This window comes from Litorilinea aerophila (genome assembly GCF_006569185.2).
Classification (GTDB): domain Bacteria; phylum Chloroflexota; class Anaerolineae; order Caldilineales; family Caldilineaceae; genus Litorilinea; species Litorilinea aerophila.
On sequence record NZ_VIGC02000028.1, the window covers coordinates 15,740 to 29,002 of the forward strand.

General features: G+C 66.9%; 13 protein-coding genes. 2 read left to right on the top strand and 11 right to left on the bottom strand.

Annotated elements, in window-relative coordinates; all coding sequences use genetic code 11:
* Positions 1 to 237 precede the first annotated feature (237 nt).
* The 8 genes from FKZ61_RS18445 to FKZ61_RS18480 form a co-directional block, all read right to left on the bottom strand.
* Positions 238 to 1,560 carry a CdaR family protein gene (locus FKZ61_RS18445; RefSeq protein WP_141611617.1) on the bottom strand — a complete coding sequence of 441 codons (1,323 nt, stop codon included), beginning with the start codon at positions 1,558 to 1,560 and terminating at the stop codon, positions 238 to 240.
* A gap of 13 nt (positions 1,561 to 1,573) precedes the next feature.
* The gene (gene cdaA, locus FKZ61_RS18450) at positions 1,574 to 2,344 is read right to left on the bottom strand and encodes a diadenylate cyclase CdaA (RefSeq protein ID WP_141611618.1); all 771 of its coding nucleotides are present in this window, start codon (positions 2,342 to 2,344) and stop codon (positions 1,574 to 1,576) included.
* 1 nt (position 2,345) lies between these two features.
* Positions 2,346 to 3,278, bottom strand: a complete 933-nt coding sequence (argF, locus tag FKZ61_RS18455; protein ID WP_141611619.1) for an ornithine carbamoyltransferase — start codon at positions 3,276 to 3,278, stop codon at positions 2,346 to 2,348.
* A gap of 6 nt (positions 3,279 to 3,284) precedes the next feature.
* Entirely contained in the window at positions 3,285 to 4,112 is an 828-nt protein-coding gene (locus tag FKZ61_RS18460; protein WP_141611620.1) for a fumarylacetoacetate hydrolase family protein, read from the bottom strand.
* Positions 4,113 to 4,153: 41 nt separating this feature from the next.
* Positions 4,154 to 4,906 (bottom strand): HD domain-containing protein, encoded by a 753-nt coding sequence (locus FKZ61_RS18465; RefSeq protein ID WP_141611621.1) that lies wholly within the window; start codon positions 4,904 to 4,906, stop codon positions 4,154 to 4,156.
* Between the two features lie 16 nt (positions 4,907 to 4,922).
* Positions 4,923 to 5,882, bottom strand: a complete 960-nt coding sequence (locus FKZ61_RS18470) for a hypothetical protein (protein ID WP_141611622.1) — start codon at positions 5,880 to 5,882, stop codon at positions 4,923 to 4,925.
* A gap of 147 nt (positions 5,883 to 6,029) precedes the next feature.
* Positions 6,030 to 6,998, bottom strand: coding sequence for a diacylglycerol/lipid kinase family protein (locus FKZ61_RS18475; protein WP_141611623.1), 969 nt, complete (start codon positions 6,996 to 6,998; stop codon positions 6,030 to 6,032).
* 20 nt (positions 6,999 to 7,018) lie between these two features.
* Positions 7,019 to 8,485, bottom strand: a complete 1,467-nt coding sequence (locus FKZ61_RS18480) for a glycoside hydrolase family 13 protein (RefSeq protein WP_141611624.1) — start codon at positions 8,483 to 8,485, stop codon at positions 7,019 to 7,021.
* A gap of 432 nt (positions 8,486 to 8,917) precedes the next feature.
* Between FKZ61_RS18480 and FKZ61_RS18485 the strand changes: the two genes are divergently transcribed.
* Complete coding sequence (locus FKZ61_RS18485; protein ID WP_141611625.1) at positions 8,918 to 9,937, top strand: tRNA (adenine-N1)-methyltransferase; 1,020 nt, start codon at positions 8,918 to 8,920, stop codon at positions 9,935 to 9,937.
* Positions 9,938 to 9,979: 42 nt separating this feature from the next.
* The gene (locus FKZ61_RS18490; protein WP_141611626.1) at positions 9,980 to 11,098 is read left to right on the top strand and encodes a CehA/McbA family metallohydrolase; all 1,119 of its coding nucleotides are present in this window, start codon (positions 9,980 to 9,982) and stop codon (positions 11,096 to 11,098) included.
* Here the strand turns inward: FKZ61_RS18490 and FKZ61_RS18495 are convergent.
* Genes FKZ61_RS18495 through FKZ61_RS18505 form a run of 3 tightly spaced genes read right to left on the bottom strand, consistent with a single transcriptional unit; the run spans position 11,083 to position 13,204 of the window.
* The gene (locus tag FKZ61_RS18495; RefSeq protein WP_141611627.1) at positions 11,083 to 11,595 is read right to left on the bottom strand and encodes a VanZ family protein; all 513 of its coding nucleotides are present in this window, start codon (positions 11,593 to 11,595) and stop codon (positions 11,083 to 11,085) included. The genes FKZ61_RS18490 and FKZ61_RS18495 overlap by 16 nt on opposite strands.
* Positions 11,576 to 12,730, bottom strand: coding sequence for a glycosyltransferase family 4 protein (locus FKZ61_RS18500; protein ID WP_141611628.1), 1,155 nt, complete (start codon positions 12,728 to 12,730; stop codon positions 11,576 to 11,578). Before FKZ61_RS18500 ends, FKZ61_RS18495 begins: the two co-directional genes overlap by 20 nt.
* 15 nt (positions 12,731 to 12,745) lie before the next feature.
* Positions 12,746 to 13,204, bottom strand: a complete 459-nt coding sequence (locus tag FKZ61_RS18505) for a hypothetical protein (protein ID WP_141611629.1) — start codon at positions 13,202 to 13,204, stop codon at positions 12,746 to 12,748.
* Between the last annotated feature and the right edge of the window lie 59 nt (positions 13,205 to 13,263).

Sequence of the window (13,263 nt, forward strand, 5' to 3'; positions counted from 1 at the left end):
TCTTTCCGTAAATTTCGACCTTTTCAATGTCCATCCCTACCAGAAGGGATCCATGACTTCCCCTGCAAAAAGGGTTTGATTATCACGGAGACGCAGCGGAAGTCCAGAGAGAGCTCAGAGAAAACTCCGCATGCTCTGCGTCTCTGCGCTGTTCTTGCAGCAGAGCCATCCATCCATTGTACCAGAGGATCCACCGATTGCACAGCAATATCGCACCGCGCGCCGTCACCAGTTCGCCTACTGGGCCGGATTGCGCCCTGGAATCAGCCCCGAGGGGGCCACCGGTGTGCCGGTAGGTGTGGCCTCGGGCGTGGCCGGCGCCTGGGGGCTGATGATCACCTCCACGCTCTCGGGCAGCACCCCCTCGGCCCGGATCCCGGCAGGCACCACGACCCGAGGCACCACGATGTGGTTGCCGGGCAGCAGGCCAGTCAGGTCCAGGATGACGAAGATATCGTCAGGCCCCAGGGATTCCAGCAGGGGCAGGGGACCGCTCAGGATCACGTCCACTGTGCGCAGGGAGACGGTGGCCGTCAATCCCGGCGCCAGCCCCTGGATCACCGGCTCCTGGCGCACGGTGGTCCCCCCTTCGATGGGTGTGATGCTGACGGTGACGTCCACGGCGTTCCCTTCCAGCACCGTCACCCCCTCCGGCACCAGCAGCTGCACCCGCCGTTGAATCTCGCTGGTGGCATTGGTCAGGGTCATGGGCTCGGTCTCCACAAAGCCCGGCACCTGGGCCAGCACTTCGGTGCTCCCCACCAGGACCACGGTGGAGGGGTTGACCCGCACGTTGCTCAGGCGGTAGCCGGCGGCTGGTTGTCCCTGCAGGTTGACCCGTACTGCGACCTCCTTGCGGCCGGGCCATTGTTCCACCGGCACCACGATGTGGACCTGGGACGGTTCCACCTCAACGCGGGGCACCGGCTGGTTTTGGGCGTCCTGGGGCGTCACCGTCTGTTGCCGCTCCACCTGGCTCTTGGCGTTGCGCAGGTAGACCTCGGCCCGGGCTGAGATCACCTGGTCCACCAGGGTGGCAGGCCCGCGGACGGTCACCGAGATGGGCTCCACGATAGGCGGCTGCCAATCATAGCCAAAGGCCGTGGTGTCCATCACCTCCACCTTCACCGGCACCTTTTTCTCCACCACCGGATCCAGTTGCACCCGCAGCTCTGGCCGCTGGATGCTCACCACCTTGACCTTGGGATCCACCACCACCACATGGACCTCCACGTCGTGGACGCCCGCCTCCAGCCCAGAAAGGTCGATGTAGGCGGAAAAGTCGCTGGCCTCCAGGTTGTCCCAGGAGCTTCTGGGGGCCTGAATCACCACCCGCACCGCTTCCTTGCTCAGGTCCTGGACCGGCTGGAGATCGCCGCTCAGCCCCCGGACGGTCACGGGGATTCGCTCGGGAAATTCCGCCTGGATGATGGGGTTCTCCTGGTTCACGGCAATCAGCCAGACCACGAAGCCCAGGATAATCGAGAGGGCCAGGGTTCCCAGTTGTTCAGCCAGGCCTCGCCATTTGGTGCGCAATGTGCGGTTCGTCAAGATGTCCAACGCATGTTCTCTGCTAGGGCCGATAGAAGTCGCTTAACAGGGTGCGCAGCCGGCTGCTGTCCAGGCGCAGGATCCGCCCGTTGCGAGCCACCGAGATGTTGCCGGTTTCCTCAGAGACCACCACCGTCAGCGCGTCGGCCTGTTCGGTCACGCCGATGGCCGCCCGATGGCGGGTGCCCATCTGGCTGTCGGAGAGCTCCCGCTGGGTCAGTGGGAGGACGCAGCTGGCCGCCGCGATGCGCATGCCGGAGATGATCACCGCGCCGTCGTGGAGGGCGGTGTTGGGATAGAAGATGGTGGTGAGTAGCTCCGACGAAACCTCCGCGTCGATGGCCACGCCCCGGTCGATGAACTCGCCCAGCCCTGTCCCCCCTTCGAAGACGATCAGGGCGCCGTGGCGATGGTCCGACATCTGTTCCACGGCTTTGATCACCTCGTTGATCACCCGCTGGGTGCCGGCGTTGTCCCCCCGGCGCACCAGGAGGGGCGCCGTCCGGCCCACCCGTTCCAGCGCCCGCCGGATCTCGGGCTGGAAGATGACCGGGATGGCCACCAGCACCAGGGATGTGCTCTTGCTCAGCAGCCAGTTGAAGGCGGTCAGCTGGACCGTCTGGCTGACGATCAGGGTGATGACAAAGATGACCAGAATGCCCCGGGCCAGTTGAACGGCCTGGGTACCTCGAAAGAGCAAGAGCACCACGTAGAAGATCATCGACACCAGCGCGATGTCGATGATGTTGCGCCAATCCTGTAGACGGGTCAGGGCCAGGAGAAAGGTGTCCATACTACTTCAGGGGAATGCCTCCTAAGAGATGGGCCAGGATGGCCTTTTGGGCATGGAGCCGGTTGTGGGCCTGGGGGAAGAGCAGGCTGTGGGGGCCGTCGGCCACGTCGTCGGTGATCTCCTCGCCCCGGTGGGCCGGCAGGCAGTGCATCACCTTCACGTCGGGGTTGCGGGTGCGATCCACCAGCGCCCCGTTGACCTGGTAGGGGGGGAAGATGCGCAGGCGCTCTTCCCGCTCGGACTCCTGGCCCATGCTGGTCCAGACATCGGTGTACAGGATGTCGGCGCCCACCACACCATCCAGATCGTCGGTGACCGTCACATCCGTCCCGCTGTGGGCCAGGACGGCCGGGTCAGGCTGGTAGCCGGGGGGCGCGACCACCCGCATGGTGAGGCCCACCTTGGCCGCCGCCATGACCAGGCTGGTGGCCACGTTATTGCTGCCATCCCCCACGTAGACCAGGGTCAGGCCGGCCAACTGGCCCAGCTCCTCCCAAATGGTGAAGAGGTCGGCCAGGGCCTGGCAAGGGTGGCTGAAGTCGCTCAGGCCGTTGATGACCGGTACGCTGCCCCACTCGGCCAGCTGCAGGATATGCTCGTGGTCGAAGACCCGGGCCATGATGCCGTCCGCGTAGCCGCTGAGGACCCGGGCGACATCGGGCACGCTCTCCCGGGTGCCCAGGCCAACCTCCTGGGGGCTGATGTAAAACGCGTGGCCGCCCAGGTGTTGCATGCCCATTTCGAAGCTCACCCGGGTGCGCAGGCTGGGTTTCTGGAAGACCATGGCCAGGGATTTGCCGGCCAGGATGGGGGCGTTCTGCCCCAGGCGGATGCGCTCATCCTTCAGTTCCCGGGCCAGGCGCAACAGGCCCCAGAACTGTTCGTCGGTCAGGGATTGGATGTCCAAAAAGTGTTGCAATGCGGGTATCGCCATGGTCAATCACTCCTGCGCTTGAGTCGGGTCGGCATCTTCGGCCACGACTGGATTGGAAAGTTGACCCAGGCCGGGAATTTCGACCGTCATCACATCTCCCGGCTGGACCGGGCCCACGCCCGCCGGCGTGCCGGTCAGGAGCAGGTCGCCCGGCTCCAGGGTCATGAAGCGGGTGACAAAGGCCAACACCCGGGCAATGGGGTAGATCATCAGGTCGGTGTTGCCTTCCTGGCGCACCTGGCCGTTGACCAGGCAGCGCACCGTGCGGCCACGGGGGTCAAAGGCAGTGTCCACCCAGGGCCCCACCGGCCCAAAGGTATCGAAGCCCTTGCCCCGGGTCCACTGGCCGTCCTGCCGCTGTAGATCCCGGGCGGTGACGTCGTTGGCCAGGGTGTAGCCGAAGATGACCTGGGCCGCGTCCTCCTCCCGCAGGTTGCGGCAGCGCCGGCCGATTACCACTGCCAGCTCGGCCTCGTGGTCCACCCGACTGCTGATGGACGGGTAGACCACCGGCTGATCCGGGCCGATGACCGAAGACGGGGGCTTCAGGAAGATGAGCGGCTCCGGCGGCACTTCATTGCCCAGTTCCGCTGCATGTTCCGCGTAGTTGCGGCCCACGCAGACCAGCTTGCTGGGCTGGGCCGGCGCCAGCAGCCGGACGTGGGCCAGCGGCCTGGGCGGACCCACGACCCGGGGCGCGTAGACCCCGTCGCCCAGGGGATCCAGGTAGGGGGCCTGGGCCAACGGGTAGACAATCTGATCCTCCAGCAGCCCCCACTGGGCCAGCGAGCCGGGCTGCCCTTCCAACATTTCGATGAAACGAACGATGCGCATGGATAGTTCCTGATATGGGTGGGTGGTTGAATGTCCGTCGGCTATGAAAACCGGGTGTCATTGATGATCAACTGGAAAGAGCAATCCAGGAATTCGGTGGCCTGGCGCACCATGGTCATCCGGTCCAGGAAGATTTCGAAGTATTCGATGACCTGGGCGTAGTTGGTGTCGATCTCCAGTTCCAGGGCAATGACCCGCTCTTCCGGCCGTACCCGGACGAAACTGCGGGTGGTGGCGTAGTTGACCCGGTCGTGGATGTCGAACTCGTCCATGTTGGGGTTCTGGACCCGGCTGCGGTGGACGTCGGCCTTGTCGGCGATGATCAGTGCAGCAGAGACGGGCGTGGTAGCCGTGCCCCGCTCTTCCTCGTGATTGCCGATGGCGTTCATGACGATGGCGCATTCGTGGGGCGGGACGCCCATGCGCGCCAGGATGCGCCAGGCCATCAGGCTGCCGCTCAGGGCGTGGTTCTGGCGGTGGATGCAGTTGCCGATGTCGTGGAGATAGCCGGCGATGTTGGCCAGTTGATAGGTGCGCTGGTCGTAGCCCAGCCGCTCCAGCACGTTCTCGGCGATGTGACCCACCAGGCCGGCGTGACGCTGGCCGTGTTCCGTGTAGCCCAGGATGCGCAGGGATTCGTTGGCCTGCTGGATGAACGCGATCACTTCTGGATCTCGCCGCACCTCCTCCACAGTGATCACGGGGGTGCCGGGCGGTGTGCCCCCATCGGGAGACAGGGCCTCGGGCACCGCGGGAGGCGTCGAGGGTAGGGACTGTTCAGTTGTGTTGTTCATGACGACGACCTTTCGTTTACGACGACGGTACCTGACCCAGGGCCAGACCACTGATCAGCATGGCCAGGAGCCACCAGAACTGGAGGTGGCCCATGGCGCGGCGCTGGTAAACGGTCAGCCATGTGGGCAGCCAGAGCACCGCCACCAGGGCCAGCCAGAAGGGCATCCGGGCCACGATGAACAGCAGGCCCATACCCAGGTCGGCGGCAGCCATCAACCCCAGCCCCAGCCGGTCGCCCGCCACCCGCAGACAGCGCCCCTCGCCCCAGTTGTGGAGGGACCACAGGAGCACCAGGGTCAGGTGAGCGGCCCAGGCCCCGTGGGCCGGCGTCACATCCAGCTGAGTCAGAGTCAGCAGCCAGGGCAGGGAAATGGTGACCGCGGTATGGAGCGCCGCCGGGACATAGGAAAAAGTGTGCCGGCCCGTCCAGCCCAGGGCACTTACTACAGTTACCACAATTGTCAGCCAGACGGCTGTAGGACCCAACACCAAAGCCACGGCTATCGCCACCAGCACCGCCGGCAGCGCCACCCGAAACAGGAGCGGCAGCGCGTTATGGGCGTCCCAGCCCAAGAGCTGTGCAGCCGGCGAGTCCGGCTGGAGATAGGGGAGCCAGAAGCGCTGCTGGATGGCCTGTCCCCGCAGGGGGAGAACTTCCAGACGGCCGGCGGCCAGACGCCAGATGCTCCCCCACAGGGGATCCACCAGCAGCAGCAACAGCGCGATCTCGCGCCAGTCCCACCCCGTTGGTCGGGCCATCAGGCCGGCGGCCAACATGGCCGCCACCGCGGCCCACCCGGCCGTGGGACGCCAGGGCAGGTAGGAGAGCCAGAACTGCGCGTTGACGGTGGCGCTGCTGCTCAGATGCAGGGTAGCGTCCGGGTTTGCGGAAGCGGAAGTGTGGGCAAAATCGCGCCACCACCGGGCCAGATCCGGCCCGATAGCCAGGCGCCTGTGCAAATTGTGCCAGGTCACGTCAGTCCGATATCCTCTGGATCCGCCGGGAGCCCCCGGTATCACCACTGAAATGTCACAGCGAAAAAAACCCACGCAAGCCCAATCCTCGCTCGCATGGGTTCTTAGCCCTCTTCAATTATACCAGACGTTCAGGACAGCGCGAAACTATTCCGGGCCATGGCCGCCCACCCCCACCACCTCCAGACGGCCGGGCTGGATGGTCACATCCACCCGGATGGCCTGGTCGCTGACCACCTCGCCGTCCAGGTGCAGGGGAAAGCCGTCGGCGCCGGCCACCGAGATGCGCCGGCAGCGGATCATGGTCACCGCCGGGTGGCCGGTGTGTCGTCCAAAGAGGGCCAGGGGGAGCAGGGTCAGCACCTGCCAGGCCGGGATGGCGTCAGCGATGCCCACGTCCAGCAGGCCATCATCCACCACCGCGTCTGGGGTGAGGTAGAAGCCGCCGCCGGTGCGCCGGGTATTGCCCACCGTCACCATCAGGGTAGCCCGGGCGCGGCTCTCCACCTGGCCATCGGGCCGCTCCCAGGCCAGCTCCAGGCGAGAGCCAGCGTACCGGTGCAAGGCCCGCAGGGCTGCAACCACGTACAACGGAGTGCCGCTCAGCCACCGGATCTGGTAGCTCTCCAGGGTGACCCGGGCCTCCAGACCGATGCCCAGGTTGTTGTCAAAGTAGCGCTGGCGGGTTTCTCCGCCTTGGGGGGCGTAGGTGGCAAATCCCAGGTCCACCCGGCGGCTGCGGCCGGCGGCAATCTGGCGCGCCACCTGGTCCAGCCGGCGGGGGCACCCCACCATGGCGGCGAAGTCGTTGGCCGAGCCCATGGGCATGAGGCCCAGCCTGCCCACCACCTGGTCGGGCCCGGCGGCCTGGGCCAGGCCATTCATAACCTCGCTGACCGTGCCGTCGCCGCCGGCAGCCACCACTGTGGTGTAGCCCATCTCCCGCGCGGCCCGGGCCAGCTCGATGGCGTGGCCGGGCCCCCGGGTCTCCTCCAGGTCGAACGCCAGGCCCGCCTGCGCCAGCGCCCGGCAGAGGGCTTCCCGTTGCCGGCCGGCCCGGCCCCGCCCGGAATAGGGATTCAGGATGACCTTCACTGGGCTCTCCACCGCTGACATGGGCTTCTCCCGGGCTGGGGTTAGGGGTGGGCCATGAAAATTCGGGCCGCGCGGGCCGGCACAGTCACCTGGGACAGGCTGCCGTTCTGGACCACCACGTCCCTGCCTTCGCCCCAGACATCCTGAAGCCGGGTGCCTTCGGGGAGGGGGTGCAGATCCTCCAGGCGGAGGGTGGCCTGCTGGTTGCCGGCGTTGAAGACGATCACCGCCGCTTCCCGGCCCAGGTGGCGCAGCATGGCAAAGGTCTGCCCCTGGGCATAGAGGATGCGCAGGTCCCCCCGACGCAATACGGGATAACGGTGGCGGAGGGCGATGGCCCGCCGGTAGAAGTCCAACAGCGCCTCATTCCACTGGCCGCGATCGTGCCAGGGGAACGCGGCCCGGCAGTAGGGGTCGGACGCGCCGCTCATGCCGATCTCGTCGCCGTAGTAGATGCAGGGCGCGCCGGGCATGGTCATTTGAAAGAGGACGCAGAGCCGTGCCGCGCCTTCGTCCTCCTGGACGGTCCAGAGCAGGCGGGCGGTGTCGTGGCTGTCCATCAGGTTGAGCTGGGCCTGGGTGACCTCCCAGTCGTAGAGGGAAAGCAGGTGGGCCACGGCCCGGGCGAAGGCCGGCGCGTCCAGCGGGCGTAGCTCGTAGCCGCCGGGCTTGTAGTCGGTGCGCAAGGTCTGGGCGCCGAAGAAGCCGAAGGCGGCCCGGCTGAAGCCATAGTTCATCACCCCGTCGAAGCGGTCGCCCTGGAGCCACTCCTGGGCATCGTGCCAGATTTCGCCCACGATGTAGGCGTCCGGGTTGGCCCGTTTGACCACCCGTCGAAAGTCCTGCCAGAAGGCTTCGTCGTCGATCTCCTCGGGAACGTCCAGGCGCCAGCCGTCGATGCCGAAGTGAATCCAGTACTCGGCCACGTCCAGCAGATAGTCCCGCACCCCTGGGTTGGCCACGTTCAACTTGGGCAGGGCTGGAATGCCCCACCAGGCGCCGTAGTTAGGCGGCGTCTTCTCGTCGGGCGGGTAGGGGTGAAGGGGCCAGCCGTGGATGTAGAACCAATCCACGTAAGGGGAGTCGCCGCCGTTCTCCAGGATGTGATGAAAGGGCCAGAAGCCCCGGCTGGCGTGGTTGAAGACGCCATCCAGGACCACCCGAATGCCTCGGGCGTGGGCCTCCTGGAGCAGCTCCCGCAGGGCCGCATCCCCGCCCAGGAGCGGATCCACCCGGTAGTAGTCGTAGGTGTGGTAGCGGTGATTGGCGGCCGACTGGAAGATGGGGTTGAGGTAGAGGGCGTTGACCCCCAGCTCCTGAAGGTAGTCCAGTCGATCCACGATCCCCAGCAGGTCCCCGCCCTGGAATCCCTGTTCCTCGGGCGGTGATCCCCACGGCTTGAAGTGGATGCCCCGGGGGTGGCGCAGGCGTTTGCTGCGGGCGAAACGGTCAGGAAAGATCTGGTAAAAGACGGCGTCTTTCACCCATTCGGGCGTGCGAACCGGCATGACGTCAACGACTCCTGCGGTGTGACTCTGGGATGGGACCGGGCGACAGCGATCTAGCCGCTGTCTCCACGGTGAAAACGTCGGGGGAAGGATCTGAGCCTGAGGATTTTGGCACAGCCTGGGGGAAGTTGTCAATGTGCCCTAGGAGGGCGGTATAGTTCAGAATCGTCGATGCAGAATGTAGGGACAGGGGCCCAGAGGCGCGCCCGGGGGGCACCCGCCATTGGGCGCCGCCCTGTCCGATGGGCGAAGCCCGGCGTATACCCGGGGAGGACCGATTGGAACCGACGCCAGCCTACGGTATAATGCCGCAGCGGGGCCATGGGGGCCCTGTCCTTCCGGAAGACCAACCTGCCGGAACGGTGTCGCGCCTGAGCCCTGCCGGACGGCTGGACAAGGCCGTTCGGGCCAACAGAACAGCTTTGGAGTCCTATGCCCAACTCTGGTCCTTCTGAAATTCAACAGGCCCAACCTGCCGAGCAGCAACCTTCCGGGCAGGAGGAGTCTGCCCTCTCGCCCTGGTTCAAGCCCACAGCCGACCACGCCCGGCCGGGTGACCTGGCCCTGCTGGTCACTTCGGACCAGAAGCGCTACCTCCTCACCCTCCAGCCCGGCCAGGAGTTTCACACCCACCAGGGGATCTATGCCCACGATCAGATCATCGGCAGCCGCTGGGGCAGTGCGGTCTACAGCCAGCTGGAGCAGCCGGCCCTGGTGCTCCAGCCCGGCCTGGGCGATCTGATGATGCACCTCAAGCGGGGCACCCAGATCATCTATCCCAAAGACGCCGCCTACCTGGTGCACCGGCTCAACCTGCGGGCCGGCTCCCGGGTGGTGGAGGCCGGCACGGGAAGCGGTAGCCTGACCACGGCCCTGGCCTGGGCCGTGGCGCCCACCGGCGTGGTCTACAGCTACGAGACCCGGGTGGAGATCCACCACCTGGCCCGGCGCAACCTGGAGCGCATCGGCCTGCTGCCCTACGTCCGCCTCTTTCAGGCTTCCATCGACCAGGGGTTTGGCCAGAAGAATGTGGACGCCGTCTTCCTGGACGTGCGAGAGCCCTGGCGCTACCTGGAACAGGTGCGGGCCGCCCTGTGCCCGGGAGGCTTCTTCGCTTCCCTGGTGCCCACCACCAATCAGGTGAGTGACCTCATCGCCGCCCTGGAATCGGCCAACTTTGCCGACGTGGCGGTGGAAGAGCTCCTCCTGCGCCGCTACAAGCCAGTGCCCGACCGGCTGCGCCCCGAGGATTCCATGATCGCCCACACGGGTTACCTGATCTCCGCCCGCTGCATCGACGCCGGCCTGGATCCGGCCCGCTGGGTGGCCCGGGAACGCCAGCGCTACCGGGCCCGACAGAAGCTGGCCGCAGAGATCGCCGCCCGGGAAGCCGAACGGGCCCAGGGGGAAGAGTCCGGCCGCAAGTATCCTCGCCTGCCCCTCCCTGGTTAGCTCCGATGCCTGGCCCGATAGCATGGACATGGGGCATGAACCATGTGGCATGAATATCACGGGAACATCCACCTGCACACCACCCACAGCGACGGCACCGGCACCTTCGACGAGGTGATCGACGCCGCCCGGGCCGCGGGGCTGGACTTCGTCTACGCCACCGACCACAACGTGCTGGTGCGGAGCCAGGAGGAAGGCTATCGCCGGGGGGTGTTGACCCTGGTGGGCCAGGAGGTTCATGACGTCCATCGGGTCCCCCAGCGCAACCACCTGCTCTGCCTGGGCGTCCGTCAGGATGTGAGCCACCTGGCACCATCTCCCCAGTCCCTGATCGACGGGGTGCGCCGCCAGGACGGCCTCTCCTTCCTGGCCCATCCGGTGGAGGAATATACGGCGCTCATGCCCCAACACTACAGCTGGGAGGATTGGAACGTTTCCGGTTACACGGGCGTGGAGATCTGGAACTACATGTGTGGCTTCCGGGGGTTCATCACATCCCGGCTGCGGGCCCTGTTGGTGGCCCTCTTTCCCCACCGCTTCACCGTCGGCCCGGTTCCGGACATGCTGCGCAAGTGGGATGAGCTGACCCAGAGTCGGGCTGTGGTGGCCATCGGCGGGACCGATGCCCATGCCTGGCGTTTCCGCATGGGGCCGCTGGAGCGCTGCTTCCTGCCGTACCTCCACTGTCTGCGGGCCCTCAACACCCACATCCTGGCGGAGCGGCCCTTCCTGGGCGCAAACGGGGAGCTGGATGCATCTGCAGAGCCGGTGCAACATGACCACCAGCTGCTACTCTCCGCCCTCCAGGCTGGCCACTGTTGGGTCGGCTACGACCTGGTGGCGCCCAGCCGGGGCTTTCGCTTTCAGGCCTGGCAACTGCCCGACGGTGAGCTGCCGCCGGCCAACGGCGCTCCCCACGCCATCATGGGCGACACCCTGGAGGTCCCCACCCCTGGCCGGCGCACCTGTTTCCGGGTCCAGGTGCCCAGGCTGGCGGAGATCCGGCTGCTGCGCAACGGCCGGACCGTGGCCAGGCAGGTGGGTCGGGAGCTGTTCCACCAGGATCCAGCACCGGGCGTCTACCGGGTGGAGGTCTGGCTGGAGCGGTGGGGCAAGTCCCGGGGCTGGATTTTCAGCAATCCTATCTATGTGCGGCGGTGACGCTGCCAGAGATAGGCGGCCGCCAGGGCCAGCCCAGCCCCGATGCCGTCCGTGAGCAGATCCCGCCAGTCGGTGTGGCGACCCGGCACAAAGTGCTGGTGCCACTCGTCGGTCAGGCCGTAGAGGAGGGCGCCCAACCAGGCCAGCCGCCAGGCCCCAGGCCGGGCCGGCCACTGCCGCCGGATCCCCCAGAGGAGGGCCAGGGCCAGACATCCATAGGCCACCAGGTGACCGGCCCAGGAGGTGTACGGCTCCACCCAAGCCACCACGGGCAGCACCCGCTCCAGCAGGGGACCTTCTTGCAGCCAGCCGCGCACCAGCTCTTCCAGCCAGTGGGGGCCGCCCAACTGGGGCTGGCTGCTCAGCCAGAAGATGACGGCCATGTTGATCAGGGCCGGCCCCCAGCTGTGGATCAGCCTGCCCAGGGGCCAGGCCTCCCACGGGGACGCGGCGTCCCTGGGGTTGGCGGAGAGCGGTTTAGCCTTGAATGGTTCCATAGAACTCCTCCAGCCGTCGGCCCAGATGGGCCCATGCGTATCGGGTGAGCAGCCTTTCCCGGGCGCGTTGGGCCAGGATACGGCCCCGCTCCGGTGTCTGGAGCACCTGGGCCACCGCGGCCGCGAACTGGGCCGGCGTGGCGTCGGCGGGCAGTAGCCAGGCTGCGCCCTCGGCGCCATAGGCCGCCTGTTCGCCCACCGCGCTGGCCACCACCGGGATGCCCTGAAGCAGGGTGGTAGCCAGGCGCACGCTGCACTTGGCCTGGTGCAGGGGCGTCTCCATGGCCGGAAAGATGGCGCACCCGGCCCGGCGATAGAGCCTGTCCAGAGTGGACGGGTCCACGTAACCCAGCCACTGGATGCCTTCCTGTTCATCATGGGGGAGGGGCAGACGCTCTCGGAAGCGCCGCGCCACGGCGGGATTCACGGCCTGGCCGGCCACCAGCAGTTGGGTGTCGGGGGCCTGTGGCCGCAGGGCCTGCCAGAATTGGGCCAGCCAGGCGGGCTCCACTTCCACGAAGCGGGTGAAGAAGAGCACATCCCGCCCCGCGGCTACCGGTTCAGTCGACTCTTCCGGCGGGTCTACCCCATTGGGCAGGTAGCAGACGGGGAGGTGGGGCGCCACCTGGCTGATGCGCTCTACCAGCCAGCGGCTGGCCGCGGTGATGCCATGGGCGTGGCGGATGCCCCATTCCTCCTGCCAGGCCAGGAAGCGGGCCAGGGGCCAGGGATAGCCGTTGATGGGCGCCCAGGCCTGCTCCCAGTCGTCCACATCCAGGAGCAGGCGGAGGTGGGCAGCTCCCCGGCGCTGCCAGAGCCACCACTGAACCAGCCCGGCGTAGGCCCGGGGCTTGACCACGTGAACGATGTCTGGCCGGCTGCGGCCTATCTCCTGCAGGAGCCGCGCCAACACCAGGGGCGGTCCGCCAGCCAGGGGCACATGCACCACATGGACGCCCTGGTCATCCCAGCGGTGGCCGGCATCCTGGGGGCTGTCCCAGGGGGGAATCAGCACCGTAACCGAATGGCCGCGGCGGGCCAACTCTCGGGCCAGGGGCAGGGTGCGGGCCCGGACGGTGCCCTTCTGGCGCAGCCCGAAGGGCGCCACGAAAAGGACGGTCGGTGGGGTAGCCATGGCCGGCCGGGTCCTTCAGTCGGTGTGGATCTGGCGTGGCCAGTCCGGCAGCGTGCGCTCCAGGCGTTGCCACACGGTCTGCTCCACGGTTTGCGGGTAGGGGATCTGATAGCGGTCCACCAGTTGGGGCGCGTACCAGCGGTAGATGACCACCAGGGCAACGGCGTGGCCGATCCAGCTTTCCGCGTTGACCCTGGGCACGAGCAGGGTCTTTTCCAGCGCGGCCCGCTGGCTGTCGCTCAGGTAGGTGTTGAGGTGGCGGGTTCGTTCTGGCCGGCGGATGCCGTTGAGGGCCAGCATCATCTCCAGGATCAGCGCGCGCAGGGAGGCGATACACTCGGCTGCCAGCAGGTGTTCCTCCCGCTGAAGCAGATCGGGCAGCTCGTCCAGCTTCTGCCAGAAGGCTTCCAGCAGCCAGGCCACCCGGGCGGGCTCCGGACGTTGTAGGGGATCGGGCCAGGATTTACCGGTCATGGGCGCATGATAGCCGGGCCAGGCCATTCCCGCAAGTTGCGGACCTGCCTGGGAATGGG

Excerpts from the sequence above, each read along its gene's own strand:
- cdaA (WP_141611618.1), bottom strand. The coding sequence starts at position 2,344 with ATGGACACCTTTCTCCTGGCCCTGACCCGTCTACAGGATTGGCGCAAC.
- argF (WP_141611619.1), bottom strand. The coding sequence starts at position 3,278 with ATGGCGATACCCGCATTGCAACACTTTTTGGACATCCAATCCCTGACC.
- FKZ61_RS18460 (WP_141611620.1), bottom strand. The coding sequence starts at position 4,112 with ATGCGCATCGTTCGTTTCATCGAAATGTTGGAAGGGCAGCCCGGCTCG.
- FKZ61_RS18465 (WP_141611621.1), bottom strand. The coding sequence starts at position 4,906 with ATGAACAACACAACTGAACAGTCCCTACCCTCGACGCCTCCCGCGGTG.
- FKZ61_RS18475 (WP_141611623.1), bottom strand. The coding sequence starts at position 6,998 with ATGTCAGCGGTGGAGAGCCCAGTGAAGGTCATCCTGAATCCCTATTCC.
- FKZ61_RS18480 (WP_141611624.1), bottom strand. The coding sequence starts at position 8,485 with ATGCCGGTTCGCACGCCCGAATGGGTGAAAGACGCCGTCTTTTACCAG.
- FKZ61_RS18485 (WP_141611625.1), top strand. The coding sequence starts at position 8,918 with ATGCCCAACTCTGGTCCTTCTGAAATTCAACAGGCCCAACCTGCCGAG.
- FKZ61_RS18490 (WP_141611626.1), top strand. The coding sequence starts at position 9,980 with ATGTGGCATGAATATCACGGGAACATCCACCTGCACACCACCCACAGC.
- FKZ61_RS18495 (WP_141611627.1), bottom strand. The coding sequence starts at position 11,595 with ATGGAACCATTCAAGGCTAAACCGCTCTCCGCCAACCCCAGGGACGCC.
- FKZ61_RS18500 (WP_141611628.1), bottom strand. The coding sequence starts at position 12,730 with ATGGCTACCCCACCGACCGTCCTTTTCGTGGCGCCCTTCGGGCTGCGC.
- FKZ61_RS18505 (WP_141611629.1), bottom strand. The coding sequence starts at position 13,204 with ATGACCGGTAAATCCTGGCCCGATCCCCTACAACGTCCGGAGCCCGCC.